The organism is Streptococcus sp. NLN64, from assembly GCF_015831295.1.
Classification (GTDB): domain Bacteria; phylum Bacillota; class Bacilli; order Lactobacillales; family Streptococcaceae; genus Streptococcus.
In genome coordinates, this window is the sequence record NZ_JADXDQ010000018.1 from 12,851 (window position 1) to 33,620 (window position 20,770).

21 protein-coding genes, 2 pseudogenes and 1 other annotated feature are annotated in these 20,770 nt (G+C 42.1%); of the genes and pseudogenes, 3 read left to right on the forward strand and 20 right to left on the reverse strand.

Going from position 1 to position 20,770, the window contains the following annotated elements:
* Nucleotides 1-38: 38 nt before the first annotated feature.
* Nucleotides 39-293 (reverse strand): Blp family class II bacteriocin, encoded by a 255-nt coding sequence (locus tag I2503_RS04180; RefSeq protein ID WP_196091386.1) that lies wholly within the window; start codon nt 291-293, stop codon nt 39-41.
* Nucleotides 294-675: 382 nt separating this feature from the next.
* On the opposite strand from I2503_RS04180, the gene I2503_RS04185 reads away from it, so the two are divergent.
* Both I2503_RS04185 and I2503_RS04190 read left to right on the forward strand, forming a co-directional pair.
* Nucleotides 676-1,032, forward strand: a complete 357-nt coding sequence (locus I2503_RS04185; protein ID WP_196091385.1) for a helix-turn-helix domain-containing protein — start codon at nt 676-678, stop codon at nt 1,030-1,032.
* A gap of 601 nt (nt 1,033-1,633) precedes the next feature.
* Complete coding sequence (locus I2503_RS04190; RefSeq protein ID WP_196091384.1) at nt 1,634-2,482, forward strand: VOC family protein; 849 nt, start codon at nt 1,634-1,636, stop codon at nt 2,480-2,482.
* 63 nt (nt 2,483-2,545) lie between these two features.
* On the opposite strand, the gene I2503_RS04195 is transcribed toward I2503_RS04190, so the two are convergent.
* From I2503_RS04195 to I2503_RS04230, 9 genes and pseudogenes are all read right to left on the reverse strand, one after another.
* Nucleotides 2,546-3,406, reverse strand: coding sequence for an aldo/keto reductase (locus I2503_RS04195; RefSeq protein WP_196091383.1), 861 nt, complete (start codon nt 3,404-3,406; stop codon nt 2,546-2,548).
* 119 nt (nt 3,407-3,525) lie between these two features.
* Nucleotides 3,526-4,311 (reverse strand): ABC transporter permease, encoded by a 786-nt coding sequence (locus tag I2503_RS04200; RefSeq protein ID WP_196091382.1) that lies wholly within the window; start codon nt 4,309-4,311, stop codon nt 3,526-3,528.
* Between the two features lies 1 nt (nt 4,312).
* On the reverse strand, nt 4,313-5,131 hold the full coding sequence (locus I2503_RS04205) for an ABC-2 family transporter protein (protein WP_196967134.1): 819 nt from the start codon (nt 5,129-5,131) through the stop codon (nt 4,313-4,315).
* Nucleotides 5,124-6,125, reverse strand: a complete 1,002-nt coding sequence (locus I2503_RS04210; protein WP_196091380.1) for an ATP-binding cassette domain-containing protein — start codon at nt 6,123-6,125, stop codon at nt 5,124-5,126. The genes I2503_RS04205 and I2503_RS04210 overlap by 8 nt, the downstream gene beginning before the upstream one ends.
* Nucleotides 6,126-6,377: 252 nt before the next feature.
* Nucleotides 6,378-7,022 (reverse strand): antibiotic biosynthesis monooxygenase, encoded by a 645-nt coding sequence (locus I2503_RS04215; protein WP_196091379.1) that lies wholly within the window; start codon nt 7,020-7,022, stop codon nt 6,378-6,380.
* Between the two features lies 1 nt (nt 7,023).
* Nucleotides 7,024-7,932 (reverse strand): amidohydrolase family protein, encoded by a 909-nt coding sequence (locus I2503_RS04220; protein ID WP_196967135.1) that lies wholly within the window; start codon nt 7,930-7,932, stop codon nt 7,024-7,026.
* Nucleotides 7,933-7,950: 18 nt separating this feature from the next.
* A pseudogene (locus I2503_RS04225) lies at nt 7,951-8,052 on the reverse strand (GTP pyrophosphokinase); the annotation flags it as partial.
* Between the two features lie 107 nt (nt 8,053-8,159).
* Nucleotides 8,160-8,582, reverse strand: a pseudogene (locus I2503_RS09595) (GTP pyrophosphokinase); the annotation flags it as partial.
* A 61-nt stretch (nt 8,583-8,643) separates the two neighbouring features.
* Nucleotides 8,644-9,006: a helix-turn-helix domain-containing protein gene (locus tag I2503_RS04230; RefSeq protein ID WP_196091377.1), complete on the reverse strand. Its 363-nt coding sequence runs from the start codon at nt 9,004-9,006 to the stop codon at nt 8,644-8,646.
* Nucleotides 9,007-9,970: 964 nt separating this feature from the next.
* Between I2503_RS04230 and I2503_RS04235 the strand changes: the two genes are divergently transcribed.
* Nucleotides 9,971-11,029, forward strand: coding sequence for a TIGR03571 family LLM class oxidoreductase (locus I2503_RS04235; RefSeq protein WP_196967136.1), 1,059 nt, complete (start codon nt 9,971-9,973; stop codon nt 11,027-11,029).
* An 80-nt stretch (nt 11,030-11,109) separates the two neighbouring features.
* Here the strand turns inward: I2503_RS04235 and rplL are convergent, their stop codons facing one another.
* From rplL to I2503_RS04285, 10 genes are all read right to left on the reverse strand, one after another.
* Nucleotides 11,110-11,478 (reverse strand): 50S ribosomal protein L7/L12, encoded by a 369-nt coding sequence (gene rplL / locus I2503_RS04240; RefSeq protein ID WP_196091376.1) that lies wholly within the window; start codon nt 11,476-11,478, stop codon nt 11,110-11,112.
* Nucleotides 11,479-11,539: 61 nt separating this feature from the next.
* Nucleotides 11,540-12,040 carry a 50S ribosomal protein L10 gene (gene rplJ, locus I2503_RS04245; RefSeq protein ID WP_196091375.1) on the reverse strand — a complete coding sequence of 167 codons (501 nt, stop codon included), beginning with the start codon at nt 12,038-12,040 and terminating at the stop codon, nt 11,540-11,542.
* Between the two features lie 30 nt (nt 12,041-12,070).
* Nucleotides 12,071-12,243 (reverse strand) — a sequence feature (ribosomal protein L10 leader region).
* A 120-nt stretch (nt 12,244-12,363) separates the two neighbouring features.
* Entirely contained in the window at nt 12,364-13,623 is a 1,260-nt protein-coding gene (locus tag I2503_RS04250; RefSeq protein WP_196967142.1) for a hydroxymethylglutaryl-CoA reductase, degradative, read from the reverse strand.
* Nucleotides 13,624-13,671: 48 nt separating this feature from the next.
* Nucleotides 13,672-14,826, reverse strand: a complete 1,155-nt coding sequence (locus I2503_RS04255; protein WP_196967143.1) for a hydroxymethylglutaryl-CoA synthase — start codon at nt 14,824-14,826, stop codon at nt 13,672-13,674.
* A gap of 24 nt (nt 14,827-14,850) precedes the next feature.
* The gene (locus I2503_RS04260) at nt 14,851-16,035 is read right to left on the reverse strand and encodes an acetyl-CoA C-acetyltransferase (protein ID WP_196967144.1); all 1,185 of its coding nucleotides are present in this window, start codon (nt 16,033-16,035) and stop codon (nt 14,851-14,853) included.
* Between the two features lie 56 nt (nt 16,036-16,091).
* Nucleotides 16,092-17,135: a type 2 isopentenyl-diphosphate Delta-isomerase gene (gene fni / locus I2503_RS04265; protein WP_196967137.1), complete on the reverse strand. Its 1,044-nt coding sequence runs from the start codon at nt 17,133-17,135 to the stop codon at nt 16,092-16,094.
* Nucleotides 17,132-18,130, reverse strand: a complete 999-nt coding sequence (locus I2503_RS04270) for a phosphomevalonate kinase (RefSeq protein WP_196967138.1) — start codon at nt 18,128-18,130, stop codon at nt 17,132-17,134. Before I2503_RS04270 ends, fni begins: the two co-directional genes overlap by 4 nt.
* Entirely contained in the window at nt 18,117-19,070 is a 954-nt protein-coding gene (gene mvaD / locus I2503_RS04275; protein WP_196967139.1) for a diphosphomevalonate decarboxylase, read from the reverse strand. Before mvaD ends, I2503_RS04270 begins: the two co-directional genes overlap by 14 nt.
* Entirely contained in the window at nt 19,052-19,912 is an 861-nt protein-coding gene (gene mvk / locus I2503_RS04280; RefSeq protein WP_196091867.1) for a mevalonate kinase, read from the reverse strand. Before mvk ends, mvaD begins: the two co-directional genes overlap by 19 nt.
* Nucleotides 19,913-20,335: 423 nt before the next feature.
* On the reverse strand, nt 20,336-20,560 hold the full coding sequence (locus I2503_RS04285; RefSeq protein ID WP_196967140.1) for a hypothetical protein: 225 nt from the start codon (nt 20,558-20,560) through the stop codon (nt 20,336-20,338).
* Nucleotides 20,561-20,770: the final 210 nt, after the last annotated feature.

Genomic DNA, 20,770 nt, shown 5'->3' on the forward strand with positions numbered 1-20,770 from the left:
AACCATTTTAGAGTTTCCATTTGTAACTACCTTCCTACTTAACCCCACCAGCAAGTAGCCCCATAACCAGCAGCTGCACCGATGCCACCTAAAACACCTCCGGCAACTGCACCTGGGACTGCTCCCACAACAGGTAGGGTCACACTTCCACCAGTCGCGCCACCAATTGCACCACCAACGGCACCACTAACAGCGGCACTTCCTGCTCCACCCCAAGAGCATCCACCTCCAAGAATGTCCATCATGACATCTGAAGAAAGAGTTTGAGCTTCGTTGTAAGTAAAAGTAGTCATGGCAATGACCTCCTAAAAATTTTATTTATCAGGTGCCAACCTGACCCCTAGAGTTTAACACGATTCCAGTACTTTCTAACCACAATGTTCTAAAATGTCATGAAAAAGTCCTGAATGACATTTTTTTGAATTTCTTTACACAATATAAAATAGCCTGTTTTTCAAAGCGCAAACCTAATCGCCAATCACATTCTTTTGTGAGATATTCTCTTTTAGTTTATCTTTTATTACTGTGTTAGCTCGTCTTGCCGTACTTTAGTACTGCCTGCAGCTCGCTGCCTTGTACTAAAAGCAAACTAAAAAACTATAATGGTTTGACACATAAAAACTAGAATTAACAATTACTTCAACCCTAATCGTTTTAAATTCAGGAGTTTCAACTATGCCCAACTACCATACTGAAAATATCTACACCTGTCCCTATCTGGCTACTCAAAGCGTCTTATCAGGAAAATGGAATATCCTACTGCTGCTCCATATCGAGGAGGGCCCTATCCGTTTTAATGAATTGCATCGCCGCTTAGAAGGAATTTCTCAAGCAACTTTGACCAAACAACTGCGTCAACTAGAAACCGACGGCCTCATCCTGCGAAAAGTCTATGCCCAGGTTCCTCCCAAAGTGGAGTATGAATTGAGCGATATTGGTCGTGAATTCAAACAAGTCTTAGTACAAATCGAAATTTTTGGGGAAAAATACATCGATTTTATCAAAACAAGAAAGACTGAAGAGGAAAGTTAGGCTCAAGACCGTTCCAGTTTTCTAAAAAGAGACTGGAACGGTCTTTTGTCACCTAAATTTGAAAAAGGAAGATAAAATATCAACGAGAATAGAAGTCAGCGTGAGAATCCATAGGACACGACATACATCCTTTTCTTCCTTTGTTTTACAAAGCAATGATGTCTTCCTGATTAGAAAATGACCTAGGGCTGTTACGACTAAAAGAGGTAGGTATTTCATTCAATTTCCTCCAAATAACGAATTGTCAGCTGAGAATCTGACATCTAGAGTTTAGCACGACTCAATATCTTTCTAACTCAAATGTTCTGAAATGTCGTGAAAACGTCCTGAATGGGAATCCATTTCCTGAACGGTCATCGAAACTTCCTGAACGGTCATTGAAACTGCCTGAATGACAAACCCATTTCCAGAACGGTCATTGAAACGTCCCGGACGGCAAACTCATTTCCTAAACGGTCATCGAAACGTCCTGAACGGTATGCATCCACGTACAAGTCCAATACTTCACTAAAAGAGAGTATCTTTAGTAAAAAATCGTACTTGTATTTTCGTTGGTATAGGATAAAATGATAGATATAGGAAAATGTTACAGGAGAAGTCTATGTACAATTCACAATTTGAACTAGGGGCGGTTGCCCTTAATGTGCGGAACCTTGAACTTCAGAGCCTCTTTTACCAACAAGTCCTTGGTCTCAAGGTTTTAACCGAAAGGGCTCAGCAGGTTGAATTGGGAGCTGGCGATAGAGTCCTCATTCGTCTGTTGAAAACGGAACAGGAGGGAGAGGTTGCGGATAGCTACGGTCTTTACCATTTAGCCATTGTTCTTCCAAGTCGTGAGGATTTGGGAACCATTCTGCGTCATTTTATTGACAATCGGATTCCACTCCAAGGAGCTAGTGATCATGGCTATAGTGAAGCCATTTATTTAGCGGATACTGAAGGAAACGGAATTGAAATTTATCGTGATCTTCCGCAAGCAGAATGGGATATTCGCGAAGACGGTCGCATTATCGGAGTGACGGAGCCTATGGATGCGGATACCATTTATAGCCTAGGTCCGACAAGCGAGAATGGTTATCAGATGCCAACCGGTAGCCGGATGGGACATGTGCATTTGTCCGTTAAGGAAAGTGAGGCCTCTAGCCGTTTCTACCAAGAGGTGCTGGCCGTTGAAGAAAAATTCTCTATGCCTTCCGCATCTTGGCTAGCTTCTGGCTCCTATCACCATCACCTTGCTGTCAATGAGTGGGGTGGTAAAAATCTGAACCTGCGTACCGATGGTCTGCCTGGTCTAGCTTATTACACCGTTGTCTACAGCCAACCCGAACACTATCAAGCCACCATCGCACGCGCCCAAGCCGCTAATCTCAATCTCGAGCAAGTCGCTAACACCGCAACCTTTGTGGATGTGGACGGGATTAAGACCTTGCTGATTTTAGATGAAGTATAAAACAAGATGAAAAGACCTCCAAATAATGGTTACCACACCATTATTTGGAGGTCTTTTGCATGATTAGTCATTTGCATGAATGTCGTAAGCGCTTAAGAGATAGTCGCCAACACCCGGTGCATCCGGGTCGTGTGAGCCTTTGCCCTTGTCTAATGCGCGAATTTCTGCCATTTCTTCAGCTGTTAGTTCAAAGTCAAAAATGTCCTTGTTAGAAGCCATCCGAGCTTTCTTGGTCGATTTTGGTAAGGCCACAATTCCTTCTTGATTCTCAAATCGTAGGATAATTTGACCAAGGTCTTTTCCATACTTCTGGGCCAGCGTCGCAATCACCGGTTCCTCAAAAAGAGATTGGTTCCCTTGGCCAAGGGGTGCCCAAGCTTCAATCACAACTTGATCCTTGGCCAATAAGGCGCGCAGTTCTTGTTGTTGGAAATAGGGATTAAACTCTACTTGGTTCACGGCTGGAACTGTTGCAAAATGAGGGACGAACTGATTCCAAAATTTTGGGGTAAAGTTGGAAACACCAATAGATTTGATTTTTCCCTCCGCTTTAGCTTCTTCCAAAGCCTTCCAAGCTTCCTCAACCTGACCGTAGGGTTGGTGCAAGAGGTACAAATCCAAATAATCCAAGCCCATTTTTTCAAGAGTAGTGTCAATCGTAGCTTTGGCTGTCTCATAGGCAAAGTCCTGAATCCAGAGTTTACTTGTCACAAAGATCTCTTCTCGTGGAATTCCAGAGTCTTTGATGGCTTGACCGACTTCTGCTTCATTAAAATACGCTTGAGCCGTATCGATATGACGATAGCCGACTTCCAAAGCCTCTTTCACGGCTGTATAGGTAGAACCATCTGCAGGAATTTGGAACACCCCGAAGCCAATGGCTGGGATTGTGTTTCCGTCGTTTAATGATACTGTTTGTGTCATGTTCTATACCTCTTTCACTTGATGTATCTATTATATCCTGTTTCCAAGCCATGTATAATACAAATTCCGCAAGGCACTATCCACTTTTTGCATACCCGTGGCCATGAACCAGCGCTTTCTTAAGACCCCGCACTCTCATAAGCATCTAGGCCCTTCTTCCAAATTTTTAACGATAGGAAAAAGAAGAATAAAGAAATCAAAAGGAGGCCGCCTATGTTAAACCAAACATGGGTCCCATTTAAAAAATAGCTAGCGGGATAATAGGCGGTGAAGGCAAAGGGAACCACGAAGGAGATGAACCAGCGGAAAAGCGAGTTATAGATAGCCAGCGGGTATTTGGCAAAATCATTAAACATATAAAAGATATAAATAACGGCCCCTGATTGCTTTGTCCAGAAAGAAATCGAAGCGGTCGCAATTTTCAAGGATGTATAAATTAAGGTTGAAAAAGGAATGCTGAGAACAAAGAGAAACATCTTGGTTCCAGTCCACGAAATACTTGGTACCGTTGTTGACAACAATAAGATTCCGACTAACAATTCTCCCAAGGCATCCACTTGGAATTTCTCAACTAGAATATGGAATAGAGGATTGAGAGGTCGAGTTAAATACTTATCAAATTCACCCCTACGAACCATCCGTACTCCCAAATTCCACAAATTATCAAAAAACAGATGATCAATCCCCTTGGGAATCAAAGAAAAACCATAGATAAAGGCTACTTGCGGGAAAGTCCAGCCCTCAAGAGCAGGAATAAACTGAAATAAGACCTGCAAAAAGAAGATGTTTAGGCCTTGTGTTAAAAACACTCCTAGAATACCAATCAAAAAATCTGCCTTGTATTCCATCATTTGCTTGAGATACTGCCTGATAAAAATCAAATGCATACGCTGATATTTCCTCATCCTAACCTCCTTGGATCGTAATATGAGATTGGATGCGTTTCCAAATCAATTGAGAACAAGCAACCATGACCAAGAGCCAAAAGACCTGCAAGGCGCAAGCTATAAGCATTTGTTCCAGTGTATATTTACCAAGTAGAATCATCACAGGAGTGTAAACCAAGGATGAAAATGGTAGGATTTGGAGCACATCTGCTAAAAGGGGAGGTAAAAAAGCCAATGGAAGCAGCCCGCCTGACAAAAAAGCTACCAAAGAATCCTTCAAAAGATTAGTTCCCCAGAGATTCTTTAAAACAAAGGCTGAAAAACCAAAACACAGATTAAAGTAAAAATGAATCAGAAAGGCCAAAGTCAGGCTGAACAGGTAAACAAAACTGACCTGTAAAACCTGAAAGAAAGGCATTCCGGCTAACAGTTTGGTCACAGCCACCAAAGCCATGAAAGGAAAGCCAATCGTCATCAAGAGAATCCACTTGCTTCCAAGTTCCGTAAAAAGAAAGGAGGTCGCAAAGTGAACAGGCCGAAGCAAACGCATCACAATCGAGCCTTCTCGCACTTCTTCCCCAATCATAAAATAAGAATCGGATTTGATGAGGAGGGTGGTCACAAAACTCATCAGAATATAGAAGGTCATATCGGTTCGATCAAAACCTCGTATCAGAGCCTGTGAGGATGAATCAAAGACAGCCTTCCACAAATAATAAGCGACAAAGGCTCCCATCACATCCCCAATACGCCAGAGGAAAAAATGAAGCCGATAGGTAATCATCTCCTGCATGCCCGCACTGATAAAGGGTTTATAGCGTCTCCACAATTTAGTCATGCTGGAGCTCCTTTCGATAGAAGCGACGAACAATTTCTTCAATGCCCGTGTCCGCCATTTTCAAGTCTCGAACTGCAAAATCAGAGAAGGTAGCTTGAATCAAATCTGCTGTTTGGTAACGCGAACTGTCATACTGTATATTCAAGACCAAATCCGCTCGGTCAACCTGAATATCTGGAAGTCCTACAAACCTCGATTGCTTTTCGGCTTGTCCTGGGGAGAGTTCGAAGGTCAAGTTCTTAATCTTTCCAAACTTCTCCTTGAGTTGATGGACTGTCCCATCAAAAATTTCCTCCCCCTTATCAATCATAAAAATACGGTCACACAGTTGCTCAATATCACTCAAATCGTGGGTTGTTAAGAGAATGGTGGTCCCTTCTTCTTGATTAATTTGAGTGATGGCCTGGCGAATATTGTCTTTGACAGAGACATCCAAGCCAATGGTCGGTTCATCCAAAAAAAGCACTTGCGGGTTGTGCAGTAAGGAAGCCGCAATATCCGCCCGCATCCGTTGACCTAAGGATAGGGTCCGAACCGGATCCTTGATAAATTCTTTTAAGTCTAGGACTTCATTTAAGAAATCCATCCGTTTATGAAAGGCTGCATCCGGTACGTCATAGATTTCCTTTAATACCGTATAGGTTTCCTGCAGGGCCAAGTCCCACCAGAGCTGCGTCCGCTGACCAAAGACAACCCCAATGTCCCTCACATACTCTTGTCGATCATCTTGAGGGATTCTACCATTGATGCGGCAATAACCAGATGTCGGTTTTAAAATCCCCGTTAGCATTTTAATGGTCGTGGATTTCCCTGCACCATTAGCTCCAATAAAGCCAAAAATTTGCCCCTTGGGTACCTCAAAAGTTAGACCCTTAACCGCCTCAAACACCTCTTTTTCGGGTTTTACCAAGGAACGAATCGCACCTTTTAGTCCAGGTTCTTTGATCGTCTTGACAAACTCTTTTCGCAAGTCCACTACTTCTATCATGGTCATAGCACACCTCCCTTAAACGCAAATCAAATACTCCAAAAATCAATCTTTAACGAGGAAATGAGTCGCAGACAGTTCTGAGAGGGGGTTTGAGCTTACTGAAGTGACAGAGATAAAAGTCCCACCCCCGACCTGACAACCGTTAAAGAGATTTTTGAAAAATCTATTTTATGAAAACGTTTCCTCAGCTTCCAGTATACCCCTTTTATCACGAAAAATACACTAGAATGACAAAGTTTCTAGTGTATCCTTTCCTTATTTTAGTTTTCCTTGACTCATGCTGGCGTCATTGATCAGGTCTATGAGCTGTTTATCGACCACCAAGTCTTGGGTCTCTGCCAAATAGGTTTGAAAATGCTCAGTCTGACGATGTGCTTGATAGGCTTCAGGACTGGCATAGACTTCAAAGAAATACCAAACTTGTGGCTGCTCACGATCCTTGACCGCATACATAGCTAGGACTCCCTCCTCCTCTTGCAAGGAGGTTTTCATGTTTTTCAAGACACTTTTTTCAAAAGCGGAAGCCCCTGCCTCTGTCACTTCAACCTGGGCAAACTTCAACTCCAAATGTCCAGCACCAATCCAAATTTCAGAAGGTAGTTTTTCCCTCAAAAAGATTGGTTCTACAGGAATAGCTCTACGCTCTGTCAAATAAGGCCCAGCTTCCTGGCTATAGCGCATAAACTGTTCGGAGGCACGATGGATTTCATAATGATCACTATCCTGGTACACCTCGCAGACCACATATGAACCCGGTTGCTCCTTGCGCTCTGCTACAAACATGGCCAGAGTCCCAGGCTCGACACGGTGAGAGGTCTCTAAGTTGTAAACACCCACTTCATGCAAGAGCGCTTGATGTTCCTGATCTGTAGCAATACTAAATAAGTTTACTCGAACCATGTTATTCTCCTATTAATTTCTTGAAATTTTCAGCAAAAATAGCATCCTTATCCTGGTCGGAAATCGGCAACTGGTTGATGGCCTCCACAATCACTTCTGTCGCCCCAGCCGGTGCGATGCCAAGAGGGGCGTCCGTACCAAAGAGGATCTGGTCTGCACCAAAGTACTCCAGCGTCAACTCAAGGGCCTTGGGATTACCCAGAATGGCCGTATCGACATAGAACTTGTGGAAATCTGCAGCTTGCTCCGGCGGTAAAATATGCTGAATCCGCTCGCCAAAGAAAGGCACCATCGCTCCCGCATGATGGACAATCACTTTCAAATCAGGAAAATCCTGGAAGATGCCAGCTTGGACCAGCTGCAGCATGGCCTGAGTCAATTCGTATTCCCAAGAAAAGACGATATTGTTATCCGGCTTGCGCTCATCAAAAATCGGATGCAGCCAAATGGGCAAGCCCAAGCGATGACAGGTTTCAAAGACAATCCGATAAGAAGAATCTGCAATAGACTTGCCCAAGGCGCGTGTGAACAACTGAATTCCTACCAGTTGCTCAGACTCCGCAACCTCCTCCAGTATCTTCACAGCCTCCTCGAGATTGTTCATCGGAACCATGGCCACACCTGCCGGATACAGGTCAGACTGACTGACCACAAGATCTGCCAATTCCGCATTGGCTTCCCGACAGAGGGCTGCCGCCTGATTCGGATCGACATAGTCTTCCGGATTAACATTGACATAAGAAATGACTTGCTGGGTTTCCCCATCCCACAACTGCCGTCGCTGCTCCAAATCTGTTAACAAAGGATGTTGGATAAATGGGAAGATTTCCGGTAATTTCGGATTGATCACCAACATTTTCTGATAAAAGTTGGGCAATAAAACATGGGCAAATACATCAATTTTAGACATCACGTACTCCTAATCCTATTATTTTACAAAATGACGTTTGAACAATTGGTGACTCTTAATATTTCCTAAAGCATCCTTCTCACCCCAGATCTCTAACTCCCAAGGATAGTAAAAACGACTCTTATAGTCTTTTAGTTTGCTTTTAGTACAAGGCAGCGAGTCGCAGACAGTACTGAAGTACGGCAAGACGAGCTAACACAGTAATAAAAGATAAACTAAAAGAGTATATTTTTGAAGTAGATGTGAATTCCTACATAGCCATCAACATCCCTAAAATCCCAATTTTTTAAGCCACATTCTTCTTTCCAAGAATCTAATCGTTCTAAAACCTCCCGAATTTGTTCAGAATTTAAAACGATTCTAGCACAAAATATATCATGTAGAATATTGTTAACAGGATATTGAGTCTGGCGAGCCTGATATCACTCAATTTTATTCAAGATAGACTCAGTCATTTTTACCCTGTAATAATAATTGATATCTTTTAGATTTGTAAAATACAAATAATCATTAATGGATTCATGTAAATTCAAGCGATAAGATAGAATAGGGGCAAGAGGAACCTTTGAAAACGTCTGGGATAAATTTACTTTTTCAACTTTTCCCTTCTCAAAATAGTCTTGAGAATATTCCAAGTGAATCCGATTCATTTCATCAATCAAACGTTGGAGCTTTTCAGTGGGGCTTTTTCATCAATTGGAAACTCTATTATTAAGGTTGTTTTTTCATATGCTCTTGTCCCCATACGAAGAGTGCCTCTAGCGTAAAAACCAGATTCAGTCCTAGTTCAGTAAGGTGATAACTAACTGATGGAGGAATTGTTCCGTAGTCCTTTCTTGTCAAAAGTCCAGCTTCCTCTAATTCACGTAAACTTTTTGTCAACATCGTATTGGTTATATTACCAACTTTTCGCTTAAGTTGATTATAATGAAGGCCGTCTTCCAGCATTAATTGCCAAAGAATTGGTACCTTCCATTTGCTTCCTATAATTTTCATTGAATAAAGAATGGGACATTCCCCGGTGAAACTAACATTCAATTGGCTGATTTTCTCTTGCGCAGTCTTTAAATCCATATTATTACCTCACAATAGTTTTAGGGAAGAAAAAAATGCGTACTTGTTTTTCTCTTTTCACATTGCTATTCTATAATTATTAAAAAAAATGTCAACTATTTGATTAAAAAAGGGGGATAACTATGAACAATTATACATTCAGCGAGTTGCATCACGTGACTTTATTAATAAAAAGTTAGTCAAAGTATCTTAAGGGCACCTCGAAAAACTCCGGTTTTGCATCAAATCATGTCGTAGAAATTTTGATAAATCAATGTTCGAATTTTTAAGAGTTTAGTTTTTAGAGGTGCCCTTAAACGAAATTATACAAGAAACACAGTTAACTCCTTCTTTGGAAAATTCACAACCCTGGAAAGTATCTATTGCAACATGTAGTTGTTTAAATTGTATTAAACAACTACATGAGAAAAAAGTTCTTAGTATTGCAAAAAGTTTGGCTGATATCCTACCACCACAAAGCTAGTCAATCCATACTAAAGAAAACATTAATAACCGGAAACAAGACTAGGCGATGAAAATCAGGAATAGTTTAGACAGCATAGTCTAAACTATTCCTGACTCCTGCAATCGATTACGTCACAATGCCAAAGGATACGAGTCAGTTTTTCCATATATGAGATAGCTGCTCTTGAATATCGTATCTTTTTAGCTGCGATAGACCTTGATTTATCAACCATCCCTGCCTATGAATTTATTCACTTCCCAGAGGAAATTCGTGAAGTATTCCAAATCTTAGAACAAGAGAATATTTTTATGGAAATCGGAATTGGTTAATTGCTTATTCAAGCAACAGCGAGCTAAATACAATATAGACTACGGGAAATCACATCTTTTAACATAAATAAGTAAGTAGAATGCTTCAGAGATTGATTTCAGTCCTTCACCATTTGAAACTGACCTCCATGGTTTTTAATGTCAGTTTCAGTTATCGCTACAATTTTCTATTAAAGACAGAGGAAAAAATATGGTACAAGAGAATAATAAAATACATTTACCTAAATTTTCAATTTTAAACAAGGATACTTCTTCCTTTGTAAATTCTTCTAGAAGCAAAAAAAGCAAAGATTCGACCAGTCGAGAACTCATACATCCTGCTTTTAACAAAGTCTTTCAACAAGAAAAACTAACATTCGGGCTTATAGCTCCATTTAAAGGGTATCCAGATACACCAATACCCGACATAACAGATCTAGGAAACCTAGCGAATTTAGCTGAGCAAGCGGGATTTTCGATACTATGGCTCCGAGATGTACCTCTATACGACCCTAACTTCGGTGACGTAGGACAAGGATTAGATCCTATTACACTTCTCGGCTACCTTACAGCTAAGACACAGTCAATTAACCTCGGAACTGCTGGATTAATATCTACACTTCGTCATCCTATTCATCTAGCCAAGAGTGCTGCCACAACTGCACTTCTATCTGGAGACCGGTTTATACTCGGTCTATCTGCTGGAGATCGCCCAATTGAATACCCAATCTTTCAGCAGAATTTTACAGATAGAGCAGATCGCTTCAGAGAAGCATGGGACTTGATTCGTACATTGACACGTAAAAATATAAGTTTTCCGAAATTTGAAGGTCAATTTTACAATTCTCTCGATGGAGGAGTAGATTTTATTCCTAAAGTCAATCAAGATTTACCGATGGTTTCCATCGGACGTTCAGGACAAAACATCAGTTGGTTGGCTAATGAAGCAGATGCATGGATTTGGCATGGAGTTGATCCACACACCACTCAAGATATCATTAACTTGGTGAAAGAGAAAAACCATGATGGCCGTTGGCATCCTTTTGGCTACGCTAACTTTGTAGAACTTTTAGAAGATCCTAATGCACCTGTAGAGCTTTTCCATAATATCTATCTACGTGGGGGTTCTAATTCCCTTGCCAATTTTTGGCAAGAACAAAAAGAACTTGGCCTCTCACATATCACAATAAATCTTAAACCTAGCAAGCGTCCTGCTAACGAAATCCTACAAGAAATCGCTGAAAACATCATATCAAAAGTTAACAACTGATTTCAACTTTTAGATAAACTCAAAAATGAAACCCCCACGACTCTAGGAATCGTGGGGGTTTTCATCAATTGGAAACTCTATTATTTAAGAGTTACAGAAGCACCAGCTTCTTCCAATTTAGCTTTGATTTCTTCAGCTTCTGCAGTTGCAACGCCTTCTTTAACCATTGCTGGAGCTCCGTCTACAAGCTCTTTAGCTTCTTTAAGACCAAGACCAGTGATTTCACGAACAACTTTGATTACGCCGACTTTTTTGTCGCCAGCTGCAGTCAATTCAACGTCGAATGAATCTTTAGCAGCACCTGCATCAGCAGCACCTGCTGCAGCAACAGCTACAGGAGCAGCTGCAGTTACACCAAATTCTTCTTCGATAGCTTTTACAAGATCATTAAGCTCAAGGATTGAAGCTTCTTTAATTTCAGCAATAATGTTTTCAATGTTCAATGCCATTGTGATTTCCTCCAAAAAATATTTTTAATAATTGTGTGTCTAATAGACTAGGCAACTTGGATTAAGCTGCACCTTCTTTGTCGTCTGCAACCGCTTTGACTGCAAGAGCAACGTTGCGAACTGGCGCTTGAAGTACGGAAAGGAGCATTGAAAGAAGTCCTTCGCGGTTTGGCAATGTAGCCAAGGCCATGATTTCTTCTTTGCTTGCGACAGCGCCTTCGATAGCACCACCTTTGATTTCAAGTACTTCAGCTTCTTTAGAAAAGTCATTCAAGATTTTTGCTGGTGCAACAACATCTTCATTTGAAAATGCAACTGCAGATGGTCCAACAAAGACATCTTCCATTCCTTCAAGACCAGCTTTAACAGCTGCACGACGAAGAATAGAGTTCTTGATTACTTTGTACTCGACTTCGCTTCCGCGTAGGTTACGACGAAGAACTGTATCTTGTTCTACTGTCAAACCACGAGCGTCCACAACGACGATAGATGCAGCAGCTTTCATTTTCTCAGCAACAACATCTACTAATTCGGCTTTCTTAGCAATACTTGCTTCACTCATTATATGTTTACCTCCGTTTTTATTTTGCTTGGGACAAATAAAAAATTCGCACCCAAACCTAGACACGAAAGTACAAATCGTTATGTCAATTCGAAAAACACACCTAGCAGCGATTTTTCTGAATGTCCTCTTACGTTTTGTCCTCGGTAGGATTTTTATGAGTTGAACTCCCCTACTGTCTTAGGCAGTTTTTTCAAACCGTAAATAATCATAACATAGACCGTTACGAATTGCAAGGGAAAAAGTTGATTTTTTTGGAAAAATTTCAGTTTGAAAAGGTTTTTAAAAGGTTTGGGTACCAATCACTTGTTCCAGCTTCCAACTTACTGGTTTCGCATGTCTTTTAGAACTTCCTTAGCCAGTTGCAAATTGGGATGAGAACTTTTTCGCAATACGGTAACTAATTCAGCAACTTCCTCCACTCGGGCACCTGCATGCAAGGCCAACGATTGCAGCTGCAATTTCATATGCCCTGATTGGATGCCCGTTGTCACGAGCGCCTTTAAGGCCGCAAAATTTTGACAAAGACCTACAGAGGCAATGATCGCAGCTAATTCTTTAGCGGTCACTTCCCCGAGGAGATTAAAGGAAGCTGCAACTTTGGGATTTAGACCAATGGACCCACCTACAGTCGCAACGGGTAAGGGGATGGTCATCTCTCCAACAAGATTGTCTCCGTCAATCGTCCAAGTAGATAAGCCTCTATAAACTCCGTCTCGGCTAGCATAGGCATGGGCACCGGCTTCTATGGCACGCCAATCATTTCCTGTTGCAACCACAACTGCGTCAATCCCGTTAAAAATTCCTTTATTGTGGGTTGCTGCTCGATAAGGATCTACCTGGGCCAACAAACTAGCCAAGGCTATTTTATCTGCTATTTGAACAGCTTCCGCTTTTTTCATTGATAGTTTGGCAATAGGAATTTGACAACGGCTTGTTACCAAGGAGTCCGTCGCATAATTAGACAGAATTCCCATCAAGGCCTGTCCTTGACTAATAAATTCCAGAGGCTCTTTCAATGCCTCCAGCATGGTGTTTAAAATATTAGCTCCCATAGCCTCTTGAACATCTACATGAAGATAGACGATCAAAAAAGGCTCCTTCACCTCAACCGTCAGCTGACGGGCACCTCCACCTCTTTTGACAATGGAAGAATAGGCTTGATTGGCCATCTGAAGCAGTTTTTCTTCTTCATTCTGGATTGCTTCTTTGGCTTTTTCCACATTCTCCACTTCAAAAAGTGCCACTTGTCCAATCATCTGGCGCTTGTGACTAGAGGTTTCAAAACCGCCTGAACGGCTAATGATTTTTGCCCCGAAAGACGCTGCTGCCACAACGGATGGTTCTTCCGTCACCATAGGGACTGTATAGTTATGCCCATTCACAAGAATCTCTGGCAATACCGCATACGGTAGAGAAAAAGTTCCTAAATGGTTTTCCACCATCTTTCCTGCAATCGCCTCAGGCAGGTTGGCGTCTTCCACTAAAGTAGCTATATTCTCCTCTGTCAGAGACCTTTCTTTGTGGAGGAGGGCAATCCGGTCCTGTCGTGATTGTTTATAAAAACCTGAAAACATTGAAATCATTTCCTTTTCTAAAAGGGGGCTGAAAATACCTTCCGCCCCCCTTTTTTAATGATGATACATGCGTTTGAACTCACTTATTTTCTCTAAAGCGAAAGGAGTGTCATCTGGAGTCAAATTGATAGAATTACCAGCCTCATCCAAAACAATCTCCTCAAAGAAGATTTTTTCGTACTCCTCAACTGAAAGCTTTGTCCGTTGGTTTAAATGGTCCATGCGATTTTCTTGAAGAGAGGCACTATATCCTTCTACCAAGTAACCACTGAAAATTTCACAAACAGCCCCACTTCCATAGCTATAGAATAAGATTTCATCCCCAGCTGTAAGTGCCTGAGAATTTTCTAGCAAAGATAAAAATGATAGGAAAATGGATCCTGTATAAATGTTTCCAACCACTTGATTGTAGACAATGGCTTCGTGTAAACGCTCTGTCAAACGATCCAAGGTCTCTCCCTCATTCGCAATGGCGCGCAACCCTTTCAAGCCCTGTTTTGGGAAAGGAATGTGTAAACACATAGCCGCAAAATCTTCGAGGTCCTTGCCTGTCTTTTTCTTGTAATAATCAAAGGTCGTTGTCAAACAATCTGTATATTGCTCAGTTGAGTATTTACCGTCCACTCGTGGATATTTATCATCATTGGGTCTCCAAAAGTCATAAATGTCCCGTGTTTGGCAAACATTATCTGAGTTTAGAACCAAAATACTTGGATCTGCTGTTACAAGCATGGCTACCGCACCTGCTCCCTGGGTAGGCTCTCCACCTGATGCAATTCCATATTTGGCAATATCACTCGCGATGACTAAAACTTTTGAGTCCGGATTCTGAGCAATATGCGTTTTGGCAAGGCTTAGACCAGCCGTTGCACCATAACAGGCTTCTTTCATTTCGATAGAACGGGCAAAGGGCTGAATCCCAAGTAGTCCGTGAATTACCACAGCTGCCGCTTTACTCTGATCCACACTCGACTCAGTCCCCACAATAACCATATCTATGGCCTGCTTGTCTTCTTCTGTCAAAATCGCTGCCGCAGCCTGTGCCCCTAAGCTAATAATGTCTTGGGTCACTGGAGAAACAGCCATCTCTGATTGAAGTAATCCAATCTTAAATTTATTGGGATCAACATTCCGAGCTGCAGCTAAATCAGCTAAATCCAAGACAAATTCTGGAACGGCAAAACCAATCTTATCAATTCCGATTTTCATCATGTTCTCTGTTTTGACTCTTCATTAATAAGCTTGTGCATTGGAAATAATCAAAGAAATTCCTTGACCGCCTCCGATACAAAGCGAGCAGAGTCCTAACTCCTTTTCTTGTTTCAACAATTCATGGATGAGGGTCACCAAAATGCGACTACCACTAGCACCAATTGGATGTCCTAGAGCCAGAGCCCCACCATTCACATTTACAATTTTTGGATCTAAATTAAGTTCGGAAATGACTGGTATCGATTGAGCTGCAAAAGCCTCATTCAACTCAACCAAGTCTAAATCCTCTGTCGTTAAGTCTATCTTCTCAAGAGCTTTCCGAGTTGCTGAAATCGGACCCAAGCCCATATAAGCAGGGTCTAAGCCACTTGTTGCATAGGACTCGATATAGGCTAGAACGTCTACACCAAGTTCACGCGCCTTTTCCTCCGACATGAGTAGGACTACAGCACAGCCATCATTGATTCCAGAAGCATTAGCGGCAGTGACAGTTCCATTCGGCTTAAAAGCTGGGCGTAAGGTCGCCAGTTTCTCAATTGGAGTTAAGCGAGGGTATTCATCCTCTTGAAAAACACGCTCTCCCTTTCTCTCCTGAATGGTGATGGGAACAATTTCATCCACAAATCGTCCACTGGCAATGGCCTTAGCTGCTTTTTCTTGACTTAAATACGCAAACTGATCTTGTTCTTCGCGACTAATCTTAAATTTTTCGGCAACATTTTCGGCGGTGATTCCCATATGAATGTCTTGAAAGGCATCTGTTAAACCGTCTGTTAGCACGGAGTCTTCCAAGGTCATGTTCCCCAACTTATTTCCAAAACGACTGGCTTTGGATAGGTAGGGTGCCTGGCTCATGATCTCAATACCACCTGCAACAACAACTTGATTGTCCCCAAGTAAAATGGATTGTGCTGCTAGAAGGACAGACTTGAGGCCAGAACCACAAACCTTATTCACTGTATAGGCAGAGGTCGTTTCTGGAATTCCAGCACGAATAGCTATTTGGCGAGCAATATTTTGACCATGCCCAGCAGAGAGAACATTTCCAAAAATGACCTCATCCACCACCGCAGCAGGTATGTGTTTTTTCTCCAAAGCAGTTCGCAAGACCTGCGCTCCTAAATCGGCTATCTCAATTTCTTTTAGACTGCCCCCAAAACTACCGATGGCAGAGCGGTAGGCAGCTACGATAGCTACTTTATTCATCATAACACCTCAATCAGATGATTTTGAACCCAAAGTTCAACCCTACTATTATACCACTAATTTTCAGAGATAGAATCATTCTCTAGACCTAGACAGGTTTCATTCCCATAGATCTGGTTAGAGCTTAGCTTCCCATGGAGGAGATACTCCACCGATTTTAATTCCTCGAGGTTTCGACAGTTCAGGGCACACAGAATGATTCGGAGCTCTTCTTTCCACTCATTCACGATTTCGATAACCTGATCAACCGTATAATGCTCCACCAAGTCTAACATTGTTCGGGACAATCCAACAGCTCGAGCCCCTAAAACCATACACTTGACCATATCCAAGGGATGTCGCACCCCTCCTGACGCGAGAATTTCAAGGTCATCCACCAAAGGTTGGGCATTCAAGAGAGCCTGGACTGTAGTCTGCCCCCAATCATCCAAATAACTCCGTTTGCCACTTCGCTGGTTTTCAATGTAGGCAAAACTCGTTCCACCACGACCTGAAATATCGACGGTTCGAATCCCCATGTTTAATGCCTTTTTCATGGTTTTCACATCCATTCCAAAGCCAACTTCCTTCAGAATAATGGGGACAGGGATTTGCTGGGCGTAGGCTTCCAAGTTCTGTTTCCAGGATCTAAACTGACGTTCTCCTTCCGGCATAAGTAGTTCCTGCATCACATTTACGTGAACTTGTAAAAATAGGGGATTCATTTTCTCTACCGTCTGCAGTCCCAATTCTACAGGTTTATCGACACCAATATTGGTTGCCAGCAGCAATCCTGGAAACTCCTCTTTTGTTGGGTAGGACAGATCCTTAGGATTTTGAAGAGCTGCGCTATATGACCCCGTTACCATCAGAATTCCTGTAACCTCAGCTACCTGAGCTAATTTGCGGTTTACTGCGGCAGCTTTTTCTGAACCACCCGTCATGGCATTGATAAAAAAAGGAAATTCAAAATCCTGACCTGCAAAGTGGGTCGAAAGGTCAATATCTGCCAAGTCATACTCCGGTAGAGAGGAATGGATTAACTCCATATCATCAAAGCTATTATAGGGGGATTGATAAGCCAGTGCATACTGGATATGTTCATCCTTACGATTCCTCACGATAAGTCCTCCTGATATAGTAGTTGGATTCCAGCTTGCTGCCAATCCTGAAGCAAATGCTCTAACACGTCTTTGTCAAAAACAAAGGCTATTCCACAATCACCGCCTCCTGCCCCAGAGGACTTCGCCACGGCATCATATTGACTGGCAAGGAATCGTAATTGATAAAGCTTTTGGGTATAAATGGCAGGGCTAAGATTCTCGAGTAAATCACTGATGTGATTCAGACTTTTTTTGACCCCTACTCGATTTCCTTTTAGGAAAGCTTCTTTACAACTTAGAGTTGCTAGATTCGTTGCCCTTAAAAATTCCGAATCAATGGCCGCCTGCACCTGCCGAATCAAGTCTTTGGAAATAGCTGGTTGTCTCGTCCAGCCCACTAAAAATTGACACGATAACTGGGGATGAATGACTTCAATCTGATATCCCCAGTCTAAGTCTAAGGTTTCCTGCAAGGAATGAGTTTCGAGATAGAGACGCACGCGCTTTCGATCAAAGGATTGAAAACTAATAAAGGCATCATAAGCGATACAGGCCAAATCTCCCATCGATCCATTATCCCCCCGTGCCAATAAAACATAGGAGGCTAGCCGAAACAGAAGATCTGGGGACAGTTCGATTTCCGAAAAGGAGGCCAAAGCTTTCAAAACCAGGATGGTTACGGATCCACTGGACCCAATCCCATACTTCAGCCCATCTTCTTCCATCTTCCCTGAAATCTTCAATTCAAATTGAGGGAGATCGACTGGATTCCTATCTCTATAGCGAGCCCAAACCTTAATCGTTTCCTGTATAAGGCTATAATTTTCATCCTCCTCCATACCAACCGAATACTCAAACATATCCGAGTGGAGCTGAATGTGGGAAGCCGGTCTAATACTTGCCTGCATGTAAATAGGAATATTTTTTATTAAAGCCGTTTGGCCAGGAGTTAAAATCGCATATTCGCCAGCCACATAGAGTTTTCCACAAGAGGTTACCTTAATTGTCATCACTTGGATCCTTTGTTCCTGAACTGATCACTTGATAGCCATAATCCTTTTCAAAAATCTGACTTAAGTTTTTCAAGTCTGATTCCTGACACAATACTTTAACATTAGGACCCGCGTCCATGGTAAAGTAACACTCATGGCCTTTTTGACGTAAACTTTTCACCAAGTCCATCGCCTTGTAGGACTCGGGTGTCAAATAGTTAAAGGATGGGGTCGCAAACTCATTCGTCCGGTGCATGGCCAAGGCATTTTTTTCCGTCAATTGCCCTACCTTAGTAAAATCGTTCTCCTTCAAATACTGAAGCATAGCCTGATAATCTTTCTCGGACTGAGCGATCCAATCTTGGAAGACGGTTGAGGTGCTACTTGCAATCTTCATCCCTTCCCGGCTAGAAATTGGTTTTTTGTTGGCATTCAGAACCAACATGACCATTCCCAATTTTAAATCTGTTTCCACCTGGTAAATCTCACCAGTGTCCTTATCCCAAGCAGCTATTGGTCCAAAGAAAGAGCGTGAAGATGAGCCTGACGCAAATTTAGCTTTTTGGGCCAAATCTGATCTGCTGTAGCCTGTTTCAAACAATTGATCGCAGGCCTTCACCAAAGCAGACAAACCACTGGAGCTAGATGACAAACCTGCAGCAGTCGGCATAATGTTGTGAGTTTCAACTTTCACATAGGTATTAGGATTGGTGCGATACTGGTCAATAACCGCTGAAATTTTAGCATGTTCCTTTTCATCCTGCAATAGACCATTGATATAGAATAAGTCCTTCTTTGCTTCAGCAGGTAAAAAACTGGCAGTTGTAGTGGTATACAAATTGTCGAGTGTAAGTGAGATACTGCTGGTTGATGGAATCATCCGTTCTGCATCAGCCTTTCCCCAATATTTGACAATAGCAATATTCGCATAGGATTTGACTGTTACACTTTTTCTATCCATACCTGTTGCACTCCTTTTTCAAATAGTTTTTCACGAATCACAAATGCGTCTTCCAAATTTGCTGCAAGAGCGATGACACAACCACCGAGACCACCGCCACTCATCTTAGCACCTAGAGCACCGGCAGTTCTAGCCTGGTCCACTAACTCATCTACAAAAGTCAGGCTAACACCAATAGCCCGTAACTCTTCATGTGCTAGGTTCATGAAACGGCCAACTCCTCGACTATCCTGTAGCTTAATGGCAGCCTCTGTTTGCTCAGCCAAACTTCCCAACATTGCTAGATGAGGACGATTGGTTTCCTCAAATTGCGCCACCTTCTCAACCGCTTCACGTGTATGTCCCTGAATGCCTGAATCCGCAATCACCAAATAGGCATCCAAAATGACGTCTAAACTCTCAAATCCCCTATCCCTACTGAATTTGATGGGGGTATCAGACAAACAGGTTTTCGCATCAAGGCCGCTAGGTTTGCTGTGGGCAATCTTTTCCGCTTGATGGACTAACATTTCTAATTTTTCTAAGGGTAGAAACTCATCGAAATAAGCATACACAGCTCTAATGGCAGCGATCGATACAGCTGCTGAGGAACCCATTCCACGTTTTTGAGGTACCTGTGAATCGATGTTATAAGATATCTTGGCCTCCAACTGATTTAAGGAAGAAAGAGCCGCATAGACTGCAGTTGAGAGGGAATCTTCAAAATCAAAGGTTAGCATTTGACTAGCAGGCTCAATCCTACAAATAGCCTCGATTCCTAGTAAGGGGAGGGCAATAGCTGAATAACCATACACCACTGAATGCTCTCCCATTAAAATAATTTTACTATGGGATCGCCCCATACCTCTATCTACCACATTCCTTACCTCATAGTTCGTTATCCTAATCTGACGTCGTCAAACCTCTTTGTTGGAGTCTATCGATTGCGTTCACAAACGCTTTATCGAGAATATTCAACAGGACTATCAGACTTGTTGAACAATCTTCATCGGCTTTCCTAGTCATTTTTTTGAATTTCTGTGAGTATTTATTGCTCCCCCTATTATACCATGCTTAAAGCAAAGTCTGAAAGACTACCTTCCTTCTCAAAGGGTAACAGCTTTAAAGCATTGTTCCTCATCAAATTTCAAATTCTGACCTTGCCTAGCCTCCTCTTTGAAAGATTCGAGTATTCCGATGGTGATAGTCGTTATGTATGGCATTATCGGATATCCCTTGAGCCATAAAAAGAAGGGCTAGAGATCCCCCAGCCTCATCATATTTTATCAAACAAAACAACCATTTGGTCCACAGGTCATATCTGATGACTCCGCCCCTAGACGGACTGGCTTAGGTTCTAAAGCAAAGGCTATTTCCAGAGCTTCTTCAAAGACCTCTTGGGGGTGAGCTCCGGAAATAGAGAAAGGACCGCCAAAGAGGACGGAGGAAACTGCTGTAATCCCCAAGGCCATTCCAGCCTCTTGATTTTCCTCATACTCATTACATTTCAAAATCTGAATGTGTTAATCCTCTTCGCCGAACCCTAAGTTCTGTCTTCATCGGATTGCCTTTTCAGATTTCGAACTGTTTAGAGTATAGTCTTTTATTTGAAAATAACACAGTAAAAAAGCGCAAAAAAACACTATCTGTGTTATACTTAAGGTTAACATATTTAAAAATGTCTTAAGGATGTTGCCGCATCCCTAATGCTTTTACTGCTT

What these genes read in the sequence shown, in the direction of transcription:
- I2503_RS04180 (WP_196091386.1), bottom strand. Translation starts at nt 293, where the DNA reads ATGACTACTTTTACTTACAACGAAGCTCAAACTCTTTCTTCAGATGTC.
- I2503_RS04185 (WP_196091385.1), top strand. Translation starts at nt 676, where the DNA reads ATGCCCAACTACCATACTGAAAATATCTACACCTGTCCCTATCTGGCT.
- I2503_RS04190 (WP_196091384.1), top strand. Translation starts at nt 1,634, where the DNA reads ATGTACAATTCACAATTTGAACTAGGGGCGGTTGCCCTTAATGTGCGG.
- I2503_RS04195 (WP_196091383.1), bottom strand. Translation starts at nt 3,406, where the DNA reads ATGACACAAACAGTATCATTAAACGACGGAAACACAATCCCAGCCATT.
- I2503_RS04200 (WP_196091382.1), bottom strand. Translation starts at nt 4,311, where the DNA reads ATGAGGAAATATCAGCGTATGCATTTGATTTTTATCAGGCAGTATCTC.
- I2503_RS04205 (WP_196967134.1), bottom strand. Translation starts at nt 5,131, where the DNA reads ATGACTAAATTGTGGAGACGCTATAAACCCTTTATCAGTGCGGGCATG.
- I2503_RS04210 (WP_196091380.1), bottom strand. Translation starts at nt 6,125, where the DNA reads ATGACCATGATAGAAGTAGTGGACTTGCGAAAAGAGTTTGTCAAGACG.
- I2503_RS04215 (WP_196091379.1), bottom strand. Translation starts at nt 7,022, where the DNA reads ATGGTTCGAGTAAACTTATTTAGTATTGCTACAGATCAGGAACATCAA.
- I2503_RS04220 (WP_196967135.1), bottom strand. Translation starts at nt 7,932, where the DNA reads ATGTCTAAAATTGATGTATTTGCCCATGTTTTATTGCCCAACTTTTAT.
- I2503_RS04230 (WP_196091377.1), bottom strand. Translation starts at nt 9,006, where the DNA reads ATGGATTTAAAGACTGCGCAAGAGAAAATCAGCCAATTGAATGTTAGT.
- I2503_RS04235 (WP_196967136.1), top strand. Translation starts at nt 9,971, where the DNA reads ATGGTACAAGAGAATAATAAAATACATTTACCTAAATTTTCAATTTTA.
- rplL (WP_196091376.1), bottom strand. Translation starts at nt 11,478, where the DNA reads ATGGCATTGAACATTGAAAACATTATTGCTGAAATTAAAGAAGCTTCA.
- rplJ (WP_196091375.1), bottom strand. Translation starts at nt 12,040, where the DNA reads ATGAGTGAAGCAAGTATTGCTAAGAAAGCCGAATTAGTAGATGTTGTT.
- I2503_RS04255 (WP_196967143.1), bottom strand. Translation starts at nt 14,826, where the DNA reads ATGAAAATCGGAATTGATAAGATTGGTTTTGCCGTTCCAGAATTTGTC.
- I2503_RS04260 (WP_196967144.1), bottom strand. Translation starts at nt 16,035, where the DNA reads ATGAATAAAGTAGCTATCGTAGCTGCCTACCGCTCTGCCATCGGTAGT.
- mvaD (WP_196967139.1), bottom strand. Translation starts at nt 19,070, where the DNA reads ATGGATAGAAAAAGTGTAACAGTCAAATCCTATGCGAATATTGCTATT.
- mvk (WP_196091867.1), bottom strand. Translation starts at nt 19,912, where the DNA reads ATGGGGCGATCCCATAGTAAAATTATTTTAATGGGAGAGCATTCAGTG.